Origin of the sequence: Emticicia sp. W12TSBA100-4 (assembly GCF_040253585.1) — a bacterium.
In the GTDB taxonomy this organism is placed as follows: Bacteria; Bacteroidota; Bacteroidia; order Cytophagales; family Spirosomataceae; genus Emticicia.
In genome coordinates this window covers 222,872-240,581 of record NZ_JBELAU010000002.1, presented here as the reverse complement: position 1 = coordinate 240,581, position 17,710 = coordinate 222,872, and the positions used below count along the sequence as shown (strand labels likewise).

Here is a 17,710-nt window from a genome sequence, read left to right as displayed (position 1 = left end):
CGTTTTACTGGTTTTCGCAAACAATTCTAACATATAAGGGTTAAATAAACAGGTAAGTAGCTGAATGACTATTTACCTGTTTTTTGTTTATGGTGTTATAAAGCTGCATGCTGATAAATTTTGCAGGAACGTCCAATTTGGACGTTCCTACGGGTGAAGATTTAACCAATAAAATTAATCGAAAATGAATATTCTAATTACAGGGGGCACGGGTATGATTGGGCATCGGCTCACAGAATTACTTTTGGCAAAAGGTCATAAGGTATCCTACTTGAGCAGAAAAAAAGAAAAATTACCCAATGTAGAGGTTTTTCAGTGGGATATTCAGAAAGGATATATTGAAGAAGGTGCTTTAGAAGCAACCGATTATGTAGTCCATTTAGCAGGGGCAGGCATAGCCGATAAACGCTGGACAGACGAACGGAAAAAAGAAATCATTGATTCTCGCATTCAGCCTATTGAGTTGATTAATAAATATTTACAAGAAAAAAACATTCAACTCAAAGGCTTTATCTCTGCATCAGCAATAGGGATTTATGGAGGCGATACGGGCGATATTAAATTAGATGAGAGTAGTGTTTTAGGAAATGACTTTTTGGCTGAATGTACCAAACTTTGGGAAATTCATGCAAAAAAAGTGACGAATGCTGCTCGAATCGTGAGTGTTAGAATCGGCATTGTTTTGAGCGAAAAAGGTGGAGCTTTACCTAAACTTGTTCAACCTATTCACCTTGGTTTTGGAGCAGCTCTGGGAAGCGGAAAACAATTTATGTCGTGGATTCACGTAGATGACCTTTGTGGGGTTTTCGTAAAAGCCATCGAAGATGAAAAAATGCAAGGACCGTATAATGCCGTTGCACCGAATCCTGTAACGAATCAAGAAATGACAAACGTTGCTGCGGAAGTGCTGAAAAAGCCACTTTGGTTGCCGAATGTTCCGAGTTTTGCATTAAAATTAGTTTTCGGAGAAATGGGAATTGTCGTAACTGGTGGTAACTTTGTGCTGAACAAAAGGCTTTCACAAGAAACCAATTTTCAGTATAAATTTACAACTATTAAAGACGCTCTGAACGATTTGTTGGGAAAATAGTCGTCGTTTTCTCATATCTCAAGTCTTATATCTCATATCTAAAGAAATGGCTTCCATATTTTCAAGAATCATTGCAGGTGAAATTTCTTGCCATAAAATTGCCGAAAACGAGCAATATTTTGCGTTTTTAGATGTATTCCCGTGTGCCGTTGGCCACGTTTTGGTAGTGCCTAAACAAGAAATTGATTATTTATTCGACCTCAGCGATGAGCTTTATGCGGGTCTGATGGCTTTTGCTAAGCAAATCGAGCCAGCCATTCGTAAGGCTGTTCCTTGCAAGCGTGTAGGTGTAGCTGTTATTGGTTTGGAAGTACCTCACGCCCACGTTCATCTGATTCCAATGAATAGCATGAGCGATATGAATTTTCATAACAAACTAAAACTTTCACCAGAAGAACTCGCCGAAACTGCTGCCAAAATCAGAAGTTTTCTGAATTAATATCATGGAAATTATTTATGCCATCATCATTGCGATAATACCATTGTGTCTATCGCTAAGAACTATTTTGTTGCTTCGTAAAAATCCGAAAATATCTGATTTTATGAAAAGTATCATTATCGCTGTTTTGTGCGGAATTATTTTGGTATCAATCAGCGTAAGTGTGCATCATTTTATGAATCTCGAAACGGCTAAAACCAACATGAGCGTGGGCGTTCTGACGAGCGTACAAATCATTATGTCGGGCGTAGTATTTTTGGTATCAAGGGTTTTGAGTAGGGTTTAAATTTTTTTTTAATTTTCTTATGGAAAATTAAACTCATAAGCATCAATACTGCAAAACCTAAAACATTGATGCTTATGAAAAATATTCTTCAACTCTCAATTTCCCAACCTTGCCACGAAAATTGGGATAATTTCACTCCTACTGCAACAGGAGGCTTCTGTAGCTCTTGTCAAAAAAATGTTCGAGACTTCACGCAAATGTCTGATACCGAACTAATTGCTTTTTTCAGAAATACTGCATCAAAGAAAAGCCAGTCATTGTGCGGACGCTTTCGGAATACTCAACTCCAAACCCAATTCGATATAAATCAGTGGTTTCCAGAATGGATTATTGAAGAAAATCAGCTTTTCTACGAAGTTCCTGTTGAAAAGCTATCTAATCAGAACCTACGAATTACCTTACCTCATTTTTCAAACAAACAATTCATCAGAAATTCGATTGCAGCAATGCTGATTTTGAGTTTCTCGGTCAATGCCCAAAAGAAAATTATCTCTGGTAAAATCACAGACGCCAACGATGGCTCGGGTTTACCAGGGGTTTCGATTCAGATTGTGGGTACGGAGAAAGGGGTAATTTCAAACGCTGCCGGAGAATACAAAATTGAAATAGAGAAAAACCAAAAATTACGGTTTGGTTTTATTGGCTACGAAACCCAAGAAATTAAAGTCGAAGATAATCCGAATATCAATCTAAAAATGGAAGAAACTGTGTTGGGAGAAGTGGTGGTGGTAGGTTATGCAAATATAAAGGGCAAGTTTTCGACAGGGACTTATGGAATCGTAAGCAATAGTAATATCTGCTCTATTGAAGACACCCAAGAAAAACTTCCCCAACCTAAAAAGTTATCTATTTACCCAAATATCGCACTATCAAATGATGTTTTGCTAAAGCCAGAAGTCCTCGAAACCGAAGATGGCACAAAAGCGACTGCTTTTGGTAAAATAGAAAAACTGGAAGTTTACGATTATTACACAGGAAAAAACTTTAAAATAGGCTACAATAAAGAGCCAAATGGCGAGCTAAAACTTGATATCTCAAGAATACCAAATGGACTTTATGTGGTGAGACTTTTGCAAGAAAACAAAACCGATATTGAAAAGCCAATTGTTTCGATTGCAAGGTTAGTAATTGAAAGATGATTCATTGTTTTTTCGGTGGGGTTCGGCTGCTTCGGCAGTCCGATCCGCTCACCCACCGAAAAACGTTCTTCTTCGTTGCCTGAGCGAAGTCGAAGGTAACGAGGCATCGAAGAAGAAAATCACTTCAACTTTCCCTTCAAAATCTCAAATTCTTTTTTCAAAGAAGCATTTTTATAAAGAGTTTGATAGGCAAAATTGGTTATGGGCATTTCTATTGCGTGTTGCTGCATCATTTCGTAGATACATTTTACGGCGTAGTAGCCTTCGGCAATCATATTCATTTCGAGTTGAGCCGCTTGTACGCTGTATCCTCGACCAATCATATTACCAAAAGTGCGATTTCGACTAAATTGCGAATATGCCGTGACGAGCAAATCGCCCAAGTAAGCGGAGGCACTTAAATCTCGCTCCATTGGTGCAATTACGTCAACTACTCGCTTGATTTCTTGCATAGCATTTGAAACCATTACTGCCTGAAAATTATCACCGCCACCTAACCCGTGTGTGATTCCGCAAGCCAAAGCCACAATATTTTTCATAACTGCGGCATATTCTACCCCATAAATATCGGTTAAAACAGAAGTTTTAACGAATCTGCAACGCATCAATTCGGCAAATTCGGTGGCCAGTTCGATATTCGGAGAAGCAATTGTGAGATATGACTGTTTTTCAAGAGCTACTTCTTCAGCATGGCATGGCCCCGCAATGATTCCCATATTTTGATGCGAAACCCCGTAATTTTCTGCCAAATAATCAGTAATAAGTTGATTACTTTCAGGAATCATACCTTTAATAGCCGAAATGATTTTTTTATTGGCTAAATTTTCTGCTGATATAGATTTGACGGCATCGCTTACAAAAGCCGCAGGAACGGCCAAAATCACCCATTCGGTGCCTCTCAATGCTTCTTTGAGATTCGTGTAAGGCTTTACTTTAGAAGGATGAACCTCAACGCTACTCAAATACTTAGGATTATGATGGTGTTTTTTGATATGCTCTACATCATTTACGCTTCGCATCCACCACTTTATTTGCACATTTCCTTGACTCAATATCTTTACGATTGCCGTAGCCCAGCTTCCACCTCCAATTACTGTGATTTTCATTCTATTCCAACGATTATGAACAAGTTTGGAAACTTGTTCTACTTTTTCAATGCTAAGTAAATTAAAAGACTTGAATAAAAAAAATAAGGAAGTCTTCGCTCAAAGCAAAGACTTCCTTAAATATACCATATAAATAGTTTAAAATGAACTCACTATTTATTCCTTCTTCTTGTCTTTATCGTCTTTTTTCTCTACTTTTTTCGTTATCAGTTCACCATCTTTCAGTTTTTTGGAAACTGCAATAAATGGCCCCGAAACAATTTCTTCTCCTTCTTTCAAACCGCTAATCACCTCGATTGTTCCTGCGGCTGTATCAGTAATTCCCGTTTTTACTTCACGTATTTTTGCTTTGCCTTTATCGTGAATAAATACTACTTCTTTAGGTTTATCTTTTTTCGTAGGTTTTGGTTCTTGAGTTGTTGCTGCTGGAGCATCACTATCTTTTTTCTCCTCTTTACTTGCAGCATCGTCTGCCCCACGAGTCGTTACGGCGGCAATTGGTACACTCATTACACCCAGTTTCTTTTCAGTCACGATGTCAACGGTGGCAGTCATACCTGGTTTGAAAGGATATACTTTGCGAGCTTTACGGTCAACTAATTCACGATATGATTCTGGTAAAATTCTGATTCTTACTTCAAACTCCGTTACGGCATCAGTTGAAGTAGCCGCCAACGAACCTGTTCCCGAACCATTGGCCGTATTGGCTATTTCAGTAACAATTCCTCTGAATTTTTTACCAGTCATGGCATACGAATCTACATCAATGATGGCTGTATCACCCAAACTTACACGCACGATGTCGTTTTCGTTTACGTTGATTCTAACCTCCATATTATTCAAATTCGCAATACGAAGTATCTCAGTACCAGCCATTTGTGAAGTTCCAACAACCCTTTCACCCAATTCGACGGCCAATTTCGATACGATACCGCTCATTGGAGCATAAATACTTGTTTTACGCAAATTTTCTGAAGCATCTTTCAAACCTGCTTCAGCACTTTTTACGTTAAATTTCGATGCCTCAACGCTTGATTTAGCTGCTTCCAAATCTTGTCGAGCAACTTTCAGATTGGTTTCTGCAATTTCTAAATCAGATGCCGAAACAACTTTTTCATCAAATAATCTTTTTTGGCGATTATATTCGGCTTGGGTTCTTACCAAACGAGCTTCAGCTTGAGCAATCGTTGATTTTGCCTGCTCGGCATTTGCCTTGGTCTGATTCACTACGGCTTCGGCACGTTGCGTAATCGAAATATAGTTTTCTGGTTGGATTTTCAATAAAAGTTGTCCTTTCTTCACAGAATCGCCTTCTTTTACGTATAAAGCAATGATTTCGCCTGGTACGTCAGGTGTGATTTTTACCTCAACTTCGGGCTGAATTTTCCCCGATGCAGAAACGGTTTCTGTAATATCAGATTTACCAACTTTTACAAACTCAACTTCGGTTGGTTTTTCTTTTCCAATCCAACCTTGTTGTTTGGCAACCAATAAAAATATAACAAGTAGGGCAACAACGCCACCCAAAATCCACCAGAGTCTATTTGATTTTTTCATTGAGAAATTTTATTTAGTCCATAGTCGATGGACGACAGTAAAGAATTTACGATTTACGAATGACGATTGAGTCGCTTACAGTTTCCTAACAATGCCAATGCAGCTTTTCATTCAAAATTCTATCATTCGCTCATTCAATCATTAGAATTAAAACGAAAGCGGTTTATTTTGATAGAAATCTAAAATCTTGATTCGGAAAATATAATCGTATTTGGCTTGAATCTGATTGATTCTGGCACGGTCGAGGTTCGTTTTTGAAATGCTGTAATCTAAGGCATTCAATGAACCAACATTGAACCTTGACTCTGCCGCACGGAAAGATTCTTCCAAAGCTCTCACCTGATTACCTAATGCCGAATATCTTTTGGCTGAGTTTGTGAGATTTACGTAGGCTTGGTCGATGTCCTGACGCAAACGTAAACGTACATTTTCGGCTTGTACTTCGCTCTGCTTTTGGTTAATTTGAGCAGTTGTTAATCTAAACTTGGTGCTATATCCATTAAAAATCGGAATTCTGACACTCAAACCTAAAGAAGCATTACTATTTCCTCCGAGCTGACGGAAATAATTGATTTTTTCGCTCGTAGAAGTTGAGGTTGGCAAAAAGGCAATAACGGGATAACGAGTTCCTCCAACATTTACATAACCAGCTTCGGTTTCAACAATTTTTTGTGTAACGCTCACATTTTCGGCCGCAGTAGAATATGATGAATTCAAACCTGCACTGGCTGTTACGACTGGCATTTTCAAACCTTTGGCAATATCAACCGATTTCTGTGAAGCCTTTACACGCATATCGGCCGCCTGCACATCAGCCAAAAAGCTCTGAGCAATTTCATAAACTTGAGCAGAGGAAGTCGGATAAGGCTGAATGTTTGGATTCGGTACTTCGACCCTTACCACATCTATATCACGGTCAGCACCTGCGTTCATTAATTGTTTTAAAGTCAATTTGGCTGAAATAATGGCATTTTCGGCATTTACAACGCTTACCTCATCATTGGCCAATTGTGCTTTTATATCAAAAAGGTTGGTTTCGGGCAACGAACCTGCATTTACGAGTTTTTGTGTACGCTCAAGCTGGGTTTGTGTCACTTCCATTTGGCGTTGAGCAACTGCCAATAAATCTTGCTGAGAAAGCACATTTAAGTACCCCACCACAATATTAAGCGTGATTTGGTTTTTCATGGCTTGCAAATCAAGGCGAGATGCTTCTAAATTCAGTTGATTGAGAGCAATGCCATTGCGGGTTTGATAGCCATCAAAAAGGGTTACGCCACTGTTCAAACCAAAACCATTTGAACCAACGGTGTTCGTAATGATACCATTGGTGTAGGGATTAATATTTCGACCAGAAAATAGGTTGAAGTTTGTACCGCCATTCAATGTTGGATACCTTGCCCATTTCGATTGTTCGAGGGTGTTGAGTCCCTGCTCTACTTGTAGATTATTTTGCTTGATTGAAAGGTTATTTTTCAAAGCAAAATCAATGGCTTCCTGCAAAGTTATTTTATCGCCTGTCGAAGTAGTACGCTCTCCACTCCCCGACACAGCTGAGGATTGTGCGAAAGTAAGCGTATTGGCAAGAAAAAAAGTTGAAAGTAAAATTTTAGCTAATTTCATACGAATGTTAGATGCTGAGGTCAAAACTTTTCATGCTATTGACTACAATAGTGGCTTTGACACAACAATCTTACGAAAGTTTCGTATATGCAGGGTATAAGAAATGGATAAACGGTTTTATTGAAGTGTAGAGTTGCAAATATGAAGGAAGGCTTCGTGAAGGGGACGCCCAGTCCGAAGCCTTCCTTATATTATTTCGATAATTCTTTAGCTCTATTTTCAGCCGCCAAAATACCTTTCATGATTCCTGCTGGAATATTATTTTCTTCAAAAGTTCGTAAAGCAGCTTCGGTTGTTCCACCTTTTGAAGCAACCGCTTTTATTAAATCATCAAGACTTTGCTCTGCATTATTGATGAGGTGATACGAACCCAACATTGTTTGTTTTACAAGCAAACTTGCCATTCCTTCATCAAATCCCATTTTCTTGCCCGCTTCAATCATGTGCTTCACGATGTAATAAAAATAAGCTGGTCCACTGCCACTCAATGCCGTCACGGCATCAATCATACCTTCATCTTCCAAATAAACCGAACGGCCAGTTGCATTAATTAGGTTTTCAACTTTGCGGAGTTTCGGTGCATCAACTTCGGGCGAAGCCGTGAAGCCAGTGATTCCCATACCCAACATAGCTGGGGTATTTGGCATAGCACGCACCACTAATTTATGGTCGAGAACAGCCTGTATTTTCGACATCGGTACACCCGCCATGATTGACAAAACCACTTGTTGTGGCTGAATAACGGCACGGAGTTCGTCTTGTACAGAAGCAAAATCTTGTGGTTTTACCGAAAGAATAATCAGCTCATAATCAGCAATTTGCGAGTTAATCACACTCACAACCATGCCTTCTTTGGCTGTGCGGAGTGCTTCGCTTCGCTCTTGACTTTTTTCGATAAGGAGTAAGTTTTCTTTTTTTACTAAATCATACTGCAAAAACGAGCGAGCAAACGCCATACCCATATTTCCGCAGCCTACGATGGCAATTTTCATGTTCTAATTTCTTTGGAGTAAGTTTTATTTAACACACAAAAATAGGGTTTCAAACCCATTATTCACTATAAAATAATTCTTATTTATCTGACTGATAAATGATTAGCTCATCATCCAACAGATTTTGCCGAGACATTATCGTAATATTTTTAGGCAAAACTGGTGCCAAAATTCCTTTTTTTAATTGCTTTTGACTTCTAAAAACTCTGATTTCATCAAAGACTTCAGCATCAATAAAGCTCTGCAAAAGTTGCGTTCCGCCTTCGATGATGATTGATTGTATTTTTTCTTTTTGATATTCCTCCCACGCAAAAGGGTCAGATAATATCAATGTTTTTACTGAATTATCAAATACATGTAAGTCCTCGGGTAAACGCCTATTTTTATCAATCACAATCCTAACTGGATTCCTGCCAGTCCATTCTCGTACATTTAATCTTGGGTTATCATGCAAAGCAGTATTTGTTCCGACCATGATGGCATCTTCTTCGCTCCGCCATTTGTGCGAAAGCTTGTGCGAAAGTGCATTACTAATCTTGATTTGCTCGAAATTTTCGCCCGCAATGAAACCATCGGCAGTTTCAGCCCATTTCAAAATAATGTAAGGTCGGTTTTTCTCAACTACCGTAAAGAAACGAGCATTTAATAGCCTTCCTTTTTCTTCTAAAACTCCCGTAACTACCTCAATACCAGCATCAAGCAGTTTCTGAATGCCTTTTCCAGCAACCAACGGAAATGGGTCGTGATTACAAATCACTACTTTCTTTAGTTGGTGTTTTACCAGCAAATCGGCACACGGAGGCGTTTTTCCGAAATGCGAACACGGTTCGAGCGTCACGTAGGCGGTTGCTTCCGCAAGTAAAGTTTTATCTTTAACTGAGTTCACGGCATTTACTTCTGCGTGCCAATCTCCGTACTTTTTGTGCCAACCTTCGCCAATAATCATGTCATTATGCACAATTATGCAACCCACCATTGGGTTCGGACTTACACTTCCCCGACTGATTTCGGCCAGTTGTAAGGCACGAAGCATATATTTTTCTTTGAAATCCAATGCTTGAATTAGTGAATGAGTGAATGAATGAATATTTTTGTGCGACGAGTAGAAAACTCGCCAACTTCAACGCAAATTTATGCAATCAAGCAAACAATTATACGATAATTTACTACAACAAATTACGGCCTACGAATCACAAGAAGCAAAAGAAATTGTTTTTTGGTTGATGGAATTTTATTTAGGTCTTAGAAAAATTGATATTCTCAGCGATAAATCATTTGAAAAAGCCATTGATTGGGCAACTATTATTGAAAGATTAAACACCCACGAACCAATTCAATACATTTTGGGCGAAACCGAATTTTACGGACGAAGATTTTTAGTCAATGATTCGGTACTCATTCCAAGACCCGAAACGGAGGAGTTGGTAAAGTATATTGTTGACAAACAGAAAAACCAGTTACCAGTTACTAATAACCAGTTATCAATTCTCGACATCGGCACAGGAAGTGGCTGTATTGCCATTTCATTGGCCAAAGAATTACCGAATTTTAAAGTTACGGCCTATGATATTTCAGAAAAAGCCCTCGAAACTGCAAAAACAAATGCCGAACTGAATAAAGCCGATGTAACTTTTGAAAAAGTAGATATTCTCAGCTCTCAATTATCAAATATTCATTATCCATTATCAATTATAGTCAGCAATCCCCCTTATGTAACGAAGCAGGAAATTGACCGAATGCAAAAAAACGTACTGGATTTTGAACCACATTTAGCACTTTTTGTGGAAGATTCCGAACCACTAATTTTCTACGAAGCAATCGCCAATTTTGCCTTTAATAACCTTACTGACAATGGTTTAGTGGCGGTAGAAATCAATGAAGCTTTGGGTGAAGAAACGGCCGAGGTATTTAGAAGAAAAGGATTTTCTGAAGTTGAAATCATTAAGGATATTCATCAAAAAGATAGGTTCGTGAGTGCCGTACTTCATAAAAAAGATGGGGAATGATGGCGGCTTTTTAATGCTTTTTGCTAACTTCACGTTTTAAAAACTCCACAATTTTGAAAATTGTGCTACAAAATATATGGAAACCTCAAGAATTTTACATAAAAAAATAAGAGACGTTTTTGCTGAAACTGGAAAAGTGGTAATTGGTCAAGAAAAACTGATTAATCGCTTATTGATTGGACTATTTACGGGTGGCCACATTCTGCTCGAAGGTGTCCCAGGACTGGCTAAAACCAAGACTATCAACACTTTAGCAAAAGTTTTAGATTTAGGTTTTAATCGTATTCAGTTCACGCCTGATTTACTACCTGCTGACCTCGTGGGTACGATGATTTATAACCAGAAATCAGGCGATTTTGAGGTAAAAAAAGGGCCAATTTTTGCGAATTTGATTTTGGCCGATGAGGTGAATAGAGCTCCCGCAAAAGTACAATCTGCACTCTTGGAGTCAATGGCCGAAAAACAAGTAACTATTGGCGACGAGTCTCATAAACTCGACCGTCCATTTATGGTAATGGCTACCCAAAACCCTGTTGAGCAAGAAGGAACGTATCCGCTACCCGAAGCACAAGTTGACCGTTTTATGATGAAAGTTTTTGTTGATTATCTCAATAAAAACGATGAGTTGGAAATGGTAAGAAAAATAGCTAATCTGAACGAAAACTACGTACCGAAACCTATCCTTGATAAAGAAGAAATTGCAGCAATCGGGCAGGAAATCAATAGAATTACAATCTCAGAAATGCTCGAACGTTATATAATTGAGTTGGTTTTTGCTACTCGTCGCCCAGCTGAGTATGGTCTGAAAGACGAAGCTCGTTACATACAATTTGGGGTTTCACCACGTGCGGGTATTTCGCTTTATAATGCTGCCAAAGCCCTTGCTTATTTTGATGAGCGTGACTACGTTTTACCCGAAGACATCAAGGCTCTCGTGCACGATGTTTTCAACCACCGAATTATACTAAACTACGAAGCCGAAGCTGACGGCCTCACCACGCACGAAGTGATTGATAATGTACTGAAACGTGTAGCGATTGGGAGGTAAATAAGGTCTGCACCGCAGGTCTGACCAATTTAAAAGCCAGACCTGTGGATAAATATATTATCACTCAAATCTCAATTTAAACAATTTAGGCCACATTTTACCCGTAATATAAAAATCTTTAGAGGTAGAATCGTAGGCAATACCATTCATTTCCATTGATTTTGGGTAAATACTATTCACATAGTTTTTCAAGGCTGATAGATCTGCTGATGCCACAATCTCTCCACTTTTAGCATCTATCTTAATGATTTTATTCGTTTGCCAAATATTAGCATAAATAAAGCCATTCACATACTCTAACTCATTCACATTCGTCTGCCCATAACCATTAGACTTCACATTGATAGTTTTTTCTGCCCCAAATCCATTTGGATTGATAAATGTTAGGGTAGGTGTCCCATCGCTCATTATCAAGTAAGTGCCGTCATTGGTCAACCCCCAACCTTCAAGACTATTATACTTGAATTCAGTTATTTTCTTGAAAGAAGGATACTCATAAACGAATCCTAATTGGTCTTTGTAAGTAAGTTGATAAACTTTACCTTTCAAGATTGTCATACCTTCACCAAAATATTTTTGGTCTAATAGCACTTTTTGGTCTAAAGTACCTGATTTTTGTACTATTCCGATAATGGATTTAGTACTATCATCAGGACTACCTGTGCTTTCATAAAGCTTGTTGTTTACAAATTCTAAGCCCTCGGTAAAAGCTCCCATATCGTGCGAAAGTGTATCAATAATCTGAAATTTCAGCGAAGGAACTGTCGGTTCTTCTTTAACTTTATTATCCTCGGTTTTATTGGTATTACACGAAAAAACGGAGAGTGTACAAACCGCAAAACAAATAAAATACAGATAACGATTTCTCATTTGTTAAAAATATAATCTACAAAAACATATTACTCATAAACCACACTCAACAACTCCGCCACACAAGCGGGTTTCTCTGAACCTTCTAATTCAAAAACGGCATCAATAATCAATTTCGCTCCATTAGGTTGTATATCTTCCACATCTTTCAAAGTTGCTTTCATGCGTACACGACTACCCACAGGCACGGGCGAAATGAAACGTACTTTGTTTGTGCCATAATTCAGTCCCATTTTGGCAGATTCTACCTTAAACATTTCGTACATGAACTTCGGAGAAAACGAAAGCGATAAAAATCCATGAGCAATCGTCTTCCCAAATGGCGAAAGTTTAGCTTTCTCTTCATCCACATGGATCCATTGATCATCGAGTGTTGCGGCGGCAAAAGCATTGATTTTATCCTGTGTAAGCGTCTGCCAATCTGATATGCCGAGTGGGTTGCCAATATGATTTTTTAGGGCTGCTAAATCTTTAAAAATCAACGTCTCGCCTTCTTTGCTTGCTTGAGCAACTGGTTTTATTTCTTGTTGCGGAGTTTGAGTAACTTCATAGCTTGGCATTTGCACATCATCCGACATCACCACTACTGCTTTCCCGACCACTTTTCTATTCATCAAATCATTCAATGAATCGGCGGCTTCGGCGAGCGAGTAAAGTTTATGAATATGCGGACGCAAACCCCCTTTCATAAAATATCCCGCCAACTCTTGAATATTCTTGAAATTCTGAGCGGGTTCTTTTTCAGCAAACTGTCCCCAAAAAACACCCACAATCGCACAGCCTTTCAATAAGGCCAAATTCAAAGCAATTTTTGGAATTTCGCCCGCTGCAAAACCAACTACCAAGTATCGTCCTTTCCAAGCAATCGAACGGAGAGCAGGCTCAGTATATTTATCGCCCACGGCATCATAAATTACATCAACACCTCTACTTTCGGTAATGCTTTTTATTTTTTCTCGTAAATCTTCGTTTGTATAATTTATCGTAAAATCTGCTCCTTTTTCTTGGCAAATAGTCAGTTTTTCATCGCTTGAAGCTGCTGCAATTACAGTTGCTCCCATCAATTTTCCTAATTCGACGGCCGCCAAACCTACACCACCCGCTGCACCGAGTACCAGAAGGGTTTCTCCTGCTTTCAGTTCGGCACGGTCTTTTAAAGCGTGATACGATGTACCATAATTATACATCACCGAAGCTGCCGTTACGAAATCCATTTTGGGCAACATCGGAAACACCCTGCGAGCATCGACCAGCACTTCTTCAGCCATTCCACCCCAGCCAGTCATGGCAAAAACCTTATCACCAACTTTTAAGTGTTTTACACCCTCGCCTACTTCTTTTACAATACCCGAGACCTCACCCCCAGGCGAAAAAGGCAAAGCAGGTTTAAACTGATATAAATTTCTGATAATAAGCGTATCTGGAAAATTGACGCTACACGCCTTGATGCTTATCACGACTTTACCAGCTTCGGCATTTAGAGCGGGCAAATCCTCTAAAACGAGAGTGTCGGGCATACCAAATTCTTTACAAAGAAGAGCTTTCATTATAGTTTTTGTTTTGTTGAATAGTTATCTTAGTCCACGGTCGATAGTCCACAGTCCATAGTTCTTTTAGCACTCGGTATAAATCACAAGTTTATAACTGTGGACTTGTGGTCAATTGACTGCCGATTTTAAAATTGAGACAAAAAACGTAAATATCACGCTCATTTTTTACTTTTTTTAACCATTTATTTCTTAGGTTTTCAAAAAAAAGTATCTTTGCCGGTACTTTCCTATAAATTCTAATGTCCTATGCTTTATTACTTATTTACTTACCTTGACAAAGCCTTCGATTTCCCAGGAGCGGGTGTGTTTCAGTACATTACTTTCCGTGCGATGGGAGCTATCGTTTTCTCGTTACTGATTGCCTCAATTTTCGGAAAACGTATCATTCTTTTACTGCAAAAACTCCAAATCGGAGAAACTATCCGTGACCTTGGCTTACAAGGACAAATGCAAAAAAAAGGAACTCCAACCATGGGTGGCTTCATTATTTTGGCATCTTTGATGATTCCCGTATTGCTTTTTGCTAAACTCGATAACGTATATATTGTCTTGTTGATAATCGCTACTATCTGGACTTGTGGTATTGGCTTTGCCGATGATTATATCAAGGTTTTTAAGAAAGATAAAGAAGGCTTAAAAGGCCGATTCAAAATTATTGGACAAGTTGGCTTGGGTTTAATTGTGGGTTTGACACTCTATTTTAATGACTACGTAAAAATCAGAGTTTACGAAAAAGGCAAAATTGCCAGCTCAATTGGCGAGATTCAGAAATATACTGATGTTCATTCATTGACTACAACAGTACCATTTTTCAAGAATAATGAGATTGATTATCAGATGTTTGGTAGTTTCTTGCCCGAAAGTTTGGCTTGGTTACCTTATGTTTTGGTAGTAATTTTTATCATCACAGCAGTTTCAAATGGTGCAAATATCACTGATGGAATTGATGGTTTAGCCGCAGGAACGTCGGCAATTATCGGTATCACGCTGGCGGTTTTTGCTTATTTATCGGGCAATAAAGTTTTTGCACAATACCTCAATATCATGATGATTCCGAACTCGGGCGAGGTCGTAATCTTCTGTGCCGCCTTTGTCGGGGCTTGTATTGGCTTTCTGTGGTACAATGCCTATCCTGCACAAGTTTTCATGGGTGACACAGGTAGTTTGATGCTCGGAAGTATTATTGCAGTATTGGCCTTGGCACTCCGAAAAGAGTTATTAATACCAGTAATGTGTGGTATTTTCTTGATAGAATTAGTGTCTGTCATGGCACAGGTATCCTTTTTTAAATATCAAAAGCGTAGAAGGGGGCTTGAATATGCACAACAAAATCGACTACTTTTGATGTCGCCTTTGCACCATCACTACCAGAAAAAAGGCTACCACGAAGCTAAAATCGTTACTCGTTTCTGGATTATCGGTATCGTGTTGGCGGTTGCTTGTTTGGTAACTTTGAAACTAAGATAATAACAGCGAAAATACAATAACCACAAAAACTTCTTCTCGGATTTTACACAGAAGAAGTTTTTTGTTTTTAAGCCTTCATTCTTTTTACGCATACTACATTTTATTCCTATCTTTGAAAAGTAGATTTTTAGTCAAAACTTTCATAATAATGATAAATCGTCAAACCTTCATCAAAATATTCTTGTTCGTTGCTATTGCCTCGGCGTCATATAGTTGTTTAGTGCCTGAAAAAAAGCGAGTAGCACAAGTTGATACAACCGAAGCTGGTTCGGGCATTGATAGTGTTTTGGCTGTTCAACTGGGTGCTGATGAATATGGCATGAAAAACTACGTGATGGCCCTACTGAAACGAGGTCCACGCCGCTGGATGATTGATTCCGTTACAGCCACAAACCTCCAAAAAGCACACATGGCGAACATCACACGCTTGGCAGATGAAGGGAAACTGGTAGTTGCTGGGCCATTTACTGATAATACTGACTTGAAAGGAATCTATGTTTTTGATGTAAAAACGATTGAAGAGGCCCAAAAACTCTGCGAAACCGACCCCGCAATTAAGGCTGGCTCATTGATGATGGAATTACACCCGTGGTATGGTTCGGCGGCGATGTTACAGATTCCTGCTATTCATAACAAAATTGCTAAAAAACAGCCGTGAGAAAATCGTTGATAGCTTTATTACTGCTCGCAACATTGCAGTCATTCGGGCAAAAGTTAAAGATTGTTGAAAAGCCAATCATCTGGGATTCTACTCGCATTGCGTTATCGGTGGAATATCTCAAACAACGCCACGGAATTGAGCAAACTCAACCAACTATTCGCCCTAAAATGGTTGTGGTACATTGGACGGCCATTCCGACCTTCGAGAAATCGTTCTTTGCTTTCAATTCTCCAACCTTACCAAATGCCCGCAAGGAATTACAAAACGCCAGTCAACTCAATGTTTCGGCACATTACCTGATTGATAGAGACGGAACTGTTTATCATCTAATGCCCGATACGCTTTTGGCTCGCCACGTAATCGGACTTAACTACTGTGCAATCGGTATAGAAAACGTAGGAGATGGCAGTAAAAACCCGTTGACAGAAGAGCAATTCCGAGCCAACTACCTACTAATTAAACAATTACAGAAGAAATATAAAATAGAATACCTCATTGGGCATCACGAATACACAAAGTTTAAAGGTTCAAAAATCTGGAAAGAAACTGACCCAAATTACCAAACAGTAAAATCTGACCCTGGTGATGATTTTATGAATAAACTGAGAAAGAAATTTAAGAAACTTCGGAAAGAGCCTTGATGGCATCGGTAAAAAAAGAATCTTGAAAAAACGTGTACCGTAGGTATTGCACAAATATTCGTTTCATACCTACGGCATGAAACATTTAATAACGTATGTTATATTTCTACCAATCTTAAATCCCGATGGGATTATAATATACAAACAAAAAGCCCTGTTTGAATAAACAAACAGGGCTTTTATATAAAGAATCGGTTTCCCGAAGAATATCAAACTTATTTGATTTCAACTTCAGCACCAGCTTCTTCTAAAGATTTTTTCAAACCTTCAGCTTCGTCTTTAGCTACACCTTCTTTCAATGCTTTTGGAGCACCATCAACTAAATCTTTAGCTTCTTTCAAGCCAAGACCAGTTAAGTCTTTTACTAATTTAACAACTTGCAATTTGTTTGGACCAGCACCTTTCAAGATTACATCGAATGATGTTTTCTCAGCAGGAGCTTCAGCAGCATCACCAGCAGCAGCACCACCAGCTACCATTACAGGAGCAGCAGCAGCAGGCTCGATACCATACTCGTCTTTCAAAATTGTTGCTAATTCGTTTACTTCTTTTACAGTTAAGTTAACTAACTGTTCTGCGAATGCTTTTAAATCTGCCATTTTTATAGATTTTAAAAAGTTTTTTACAAAAAATAGATAATAATAAATTTTTAATGATTAACCGAAAACTGCCAGTTGATGGCTATTAACGGAAAATTGCTTAGGCTGCTTCTTTCTCTGAAAGAGTTTTGAGAATACCAGCCAATTTGTTGCCACCGCTTTGTAAGCCAGAAATAACATTTTTGGCAGGTGACTGCAACAAACCGATGATTTCGCCAACCAATTCTTGCTTTGATTTCAACGTTAACAACGTATCCAATTGGTCGTGTCCGATGAAAATGCTTGAATCAACTGATGCACCTTTAAGTTTGATGCTATTTTTGTTTGCTTTAAGGAAATCCTTAATTAGTTTCGCCGCTACTTTGCCCGACTCTTGGTGGAACATTACGCCTGAGAAACCTGTCAATACTTCCGCATCAAATGATGAATAGTCAGTATTTGTACTTTCGAGAGCTTTTCTAATCAAAGTATTTTTGATTACACGGTACTCGATACCACGCTCAAAACAAAGACGACGTAGTTCGTTGGTTTTAGCAACGTTCAAGCCACTTGCATCGGTGATATAGAAGTAAGGTGTATTCGCAAACTTCTCTGAAAGCTCTTCGATTATTGCTCCTTTTTCTTCTTTTGTCATGA

The 17,710-nt window shown here is 38.8% G+C and carries 18 protein-coding genes; 9 read left to right on the top strand and 9 right to left on the bottom strand.

The features are described 5' to 3' along the window. Positions 1 to 184: 184 nt before the first annotated feature. The 4 genes from ABR854_RS03255 (at position 185) to ABR854_RS03240 (ending at position 2,954) form a co-directional block, all read left to right on the top strand. Positions 185 to 1,090 (top strand): TIGR01777 family oxidoreductase, encoded by a 906-nt coding sequence (locus tag ABR854_RS03255; RefSeq protein ID WP_350263917.1) that lies wholly within the window; start codon positions 185 to 187, stop codon positions 1,088 to 1,090. A gap of 46 nt (positions 1,091 to 1,136) precedes the next feature. Next, positions 1,137 to 1,529 (top strand): HIT family protein, encoded by a 393-nt coding sequence (locus ABR854_RS03250; RefSeq protein ID WP_350263916.1) that lies wholly within the window; start codon positions 1,137 to 1,139, stop codon positions 1,527 to 1,529. Between the two features lie 4 nt (positions 1,530 to 1,533). Next, complete coding sequence (locus ABR854_RS03245) at positions 1,534 to 1,815, top strand: hypothetical protein (protein WP_350263915.1); 282 nt, start codon at positions 1,534 to 1,536, stop codon at positions 1,813 to 1,815. 74 nt (positions 1,816 to 1,889) lie between these two features. Further along, positions 1,890 to 2,954: a carboxypeptidase-like regulatory domain-containing protein gene (locus tag ABR854_RS03240; RefSeq protein ID WP_350263914.1), complete on the top strand. Its 1,065-nt coding sequence runs from the start codon at positions 1,890 to 1,892 to the stop codon at positions 2,952 to 2,954. Positions 2,955 to 3,073: 119 nt separating this feature from the next. Here the strand turns inward: ABR854_RS03240 and ABR854_RS03235 are convergent, their stop codons facing one another. From ABR854_RS03235 to ribD, 5 genes are all read right to left on the bottom strand, one after another. Beyond that, positions 3,074 to 4,060 carry an NAD(P)H-dependent glycerol-3-phosphate dehydrogenase gene (locus ABR854_RS03235; protein ID WP_350263913.1) on the bottom strand — a complete coding sequence of 329 codons (987 nt, stop codon included), beginning with the start codon at positions 4,058 to 4,060 and terminating at the stop codon, positions 3,074 to 3,076. 156 nt (positions 4,061 to 4,216) lie between these two features. Further along, complete coding sequence (locus tag ABR854_RS03230; RefSeq protein ID WP_350263912.1) at positions 4,217 to 5,617, bottom strand: efflux RND transporter periplasmic adaptor subunit; 1,401 nt, start codon at positions 5,615 to 5,617, stop codon at positions 4,217 to 4,219. A 147-nt stretch (positions 5,618 to 5,764) separates the two neighbouring features. Beyond that, complete coding sequence (locus tag ABR854_RS03225; protein ID WP_350263911.1) at positions 5,765 to 7,240, bottom strand: TolC family protein; 1,476 nt, start codon at positions 7,238 to 7,240, stop codon at positions 5,765 to 5,767. Between the two features lie 191 nt (positions 7,241 to 7,431). Next, positions 7,432 to 8,232, bottom strand: a complete 801-nt coding sequence (gene proC / locus ABR854_RS03220; RefSeq protein WP_350263910.1) for a pyrroline-5-carboxylate reductase — start codon at positions 8,230 to 8,232, stop codon at positions 7,432 to 7,434. A gap of 79 nt (positions 8,233 to 8,311) precedes the next feature. Further along, positions 8,312 to 9,286: a bifunctional diaminohydroxyphosphoribosylaminopyrimidine deaminase/5-amino-6-(5-phosphoribosylamino)uracil reductase RibD gene (gene ribD, locus ABR854_RS03215; RefSeq protein ID WP_350263909.1), complete on the bottom strand. Its 975-nt coding sequence runs from the start codon at positions 9,284 to 9,286 to the stop codon at positions 8,312 to 8,314. A gap of 79 nt (positions 9,287 to 9,365) precedes the next feature. Here ribD and prmC point away from each other — a divergent pair, with 79 nt between their 5' ends. Next, a complete protein-coding gene (gene prmC, locus ABR854_RS03210) occupies positions 9,366 to 10,238 on the top strand; it encodes a peptide chain release factor N(5)-glutamine methyltransferase (protein WP_350263908.1) in 873 nt (290 codons plus the stop codon). A gap of 76 nt (positions 10,239 to 10,314) precedes the next feature. After that, positions 10,315 to 11,286, top strand: a complete 972-nt coding sequence (locus tag ABR854_RS03205) for an AAA family ATPase (protein WP_188766699.1) — start codon at positions 10,315 to 10,317, stop codon at positions 11,284 to 11,286. Positions 11,287 to 11,346: 60 nt separating this feature from the next. On the opposite strand, the gene ABR854_RS03200 is transcribed toward ABR854_RS03205, so the two are convergent. After that, positions 11,347 to 12,156, bottom strand: coding sequence for a glutaminyl-peptide cyclotransferase (locus tag ABR854_RS03200; protein ID WP_350263907.1), 810 nt, complete (start codon positions 12,154 to 12,156; stop codon positions 11,347 to 11,349). 29 nt (positions 12,157 to 12,185) lie between these two features. After that, the gene (locus ABR854_RS03195) at positions 12,186 to 13,703 is read right to left on the bottom strand and encodes a zinc-binding dehydrogenase (protein WP_350263906.1); all 1,518 of its coding nucleotides are present in this window, start codon (positions 13,701 to 13,703) and stop codon (positions 12,186 to 12,188) included. Between the two features lie 249 nt (positions 13,704 to 13,952). On the opposite strand from ABR854_RS03195, the gene mraY reads away from it, so the two are divergent. The 3 genes from mraY (at position 13,953) to ABR854_RS03180 (ending at position 16,475) form a co-directional block, all read left to right on the top strand. After that, complete coding sequence (gene mraY / locus ABR854_RS03190) at positions 13,953 to 15,173, top strand: phospho-N-acetylmuramoyl-pentapeptide-transferase (protein ID WP_350263905.1); 1,221 nt, start codon at positions 13,953 to 13,955, stop codon at positions 15,171 to 15,173. 148 nt (positions 15,174 to 15,321) lie between these two features. Then, positions 15,322 to 15,831: a YciI family protein gene (locus tag ABR854_RS03185; protein WP_350263904.1), complete on the top strand. Its 510-nt coding sequence runs from the start codon at positions 15,322 to 15,324 to the stop codon at positions 15,829 to 15,831. A gap of 8 nt (positions 15,832 to 15,839) precedes the next feature. After that, on the top strand, positions 15,840 to 16,475 hold the full coding sequence (locus ABR854_RS03180; RefSeq protein ID WP_350263903.1) for a peptidoglycan recognition protein family protein: 636 nt from the start codon (positions 15,840 to 15,842) through the stop codon (positions 16,473 to 16,475). A 215-nt stretch (positions 16,476 to 16,690) separates the two neighbouring features. On the opposite strand, the gene rplL is transcribed toward ABR854_RS03180, so the two are convergent. Both rplL and rplJ read right to left on the bottom strand, forming a co-directional pair. Further along, positions 16,691 to 17,074 (bottom strand): 50S ribosomal protein L7/L12, encoded by a 384-nt coding sequence (gene rplL / locus ABR854_RS03175; RefSeq protein WP_350263902.1) that lies wholly within the window; start codon positions 17,072 to 17,074, stop codon positions 16,691 to 16,693. A 100-nt stretch (positions 17,075 to 17,174) separates the two neighbouring features. Then, positions 17,175 to 17,708, bottom strand: a complete 534-nt coding sequence (gene rplJ, locus ABR854_RS03170; RefSeq protein WP_350263901.1) for a 50S ribosomal protein L10 — start codon at positions 17,706 to 17,708, stop codon at positions 17,175 to 17,177. Positions 17,709 to 17,710: the final 2 nt, after the last annotated feature.

Bases quoted from the DNA above. Each gene is read 5' to 3' on its own strand.
- ABR854_RS03255 (WP_350263917.1), top strand. From the start codon at position 185: ATGAATATTCTAATTACAGGGGGCACGGGTATGATTGGGCATCGGCTC.
- ABR854_RS03250 (WP_350263916.1), top strand. From the start codon at position 1,137: ATGGCTTCCATATTTTCAAGAATCATTGCAGGTGAAATTTCTTGCCAT.
- ABR854_RS03245 (WP_350263915.1), top strand. From the start codon at position 1,534: ATGGAAATTATTTATGCCATCATCATTGCGATAATACCATTGTGTCTA.
- ABR854_RS03240 (WP_350263914.1), top strand. From the start codon at position 1,890: ATGAAAAATATTCTTCAACTCTCAATTTCCCAACCTTGCCACGAAAAT.
- ABR854_RS03235 (WP_350263913.1), bottom strand. From the start codon at position 4,060: ATGAAAATCACAGTAATTGGAGGTGGAAGCTGGGCTACGGCAATCGTA.
- ABR854_RS03230 (WP_350263912.1), bottom strand. From the start codon at position 5,617: ATGAAAAAATCAAATAGACTCTGGTGGATTTTGGGTGGCGTTGTTGCC.
- ABR854_RS03225 (WP_350263911.1), bottom strand. From the start codon at position 7,240: ATGAAATTAGCTAAAATTTTACTTTCAACTTTTTTTCTTGCCAATACG.
- proC (WP_350263910.1), bottom strand. From the start codon at position 8,232: ATGAAAATTGCCATCGTAGGCTGCGGAAATATGGGTATGGCGTTTGCT.
- prmC (WP_350263908.1), top strand. From the start codon at position 9,366: ATGCAATCAAGCAAACAATTATACGATAATTTACTACAACAAATTACG.
- ABR854_RS03205 (WP_188766699.1), top strand. From the start codon at position 10,315: ATGGAAACCTCAAGAATTTTACATAAAAAAATAAGAGACGTTTTTGCT.
- ABR854_RS03200 (WP_350263907.1), bottom strand. From the start codon at position 12,156: ATGAGAAATCGTTATCTGTATTTTATTTGTTTTGCGGTTTGTACACTC.
- ABR854_RS03195 (WP_350263906.1), bottom strand. From the start codon at position 13,703: ATGAAAGCTCTTCTTTGTAAAGAATTTGGTATGCCCGACACTCTCGTT.
- mraY (WP_350263905.1), top strand. From the start codon at position 13,953: ATGCTTTATTACTTATTTACTTACCTTGACAAAGCCTTCGATTTCCCA.
- ABR854_RS03185 (WP_350263904.1), top strand. From the start codon at position 15,322: ATGATAAATCGTCAAACCTTCATCAAAATATTCTTGTTCGTTGCTATT.
- rplL (WP_350263902.1), bottom strand. From the start codon at position 17,074: ATGGCAGATTTAAAAGCATTCGCAGAACAGTTAGTTAACTTAACTGTA.
- rplJ (WP_350263901.1), bottom strand. From the start codon at position 17,708: ATGACAAAAGAAGAAAAAGGAGCAATAATCGAAGAGCTTTCAGAGAAG.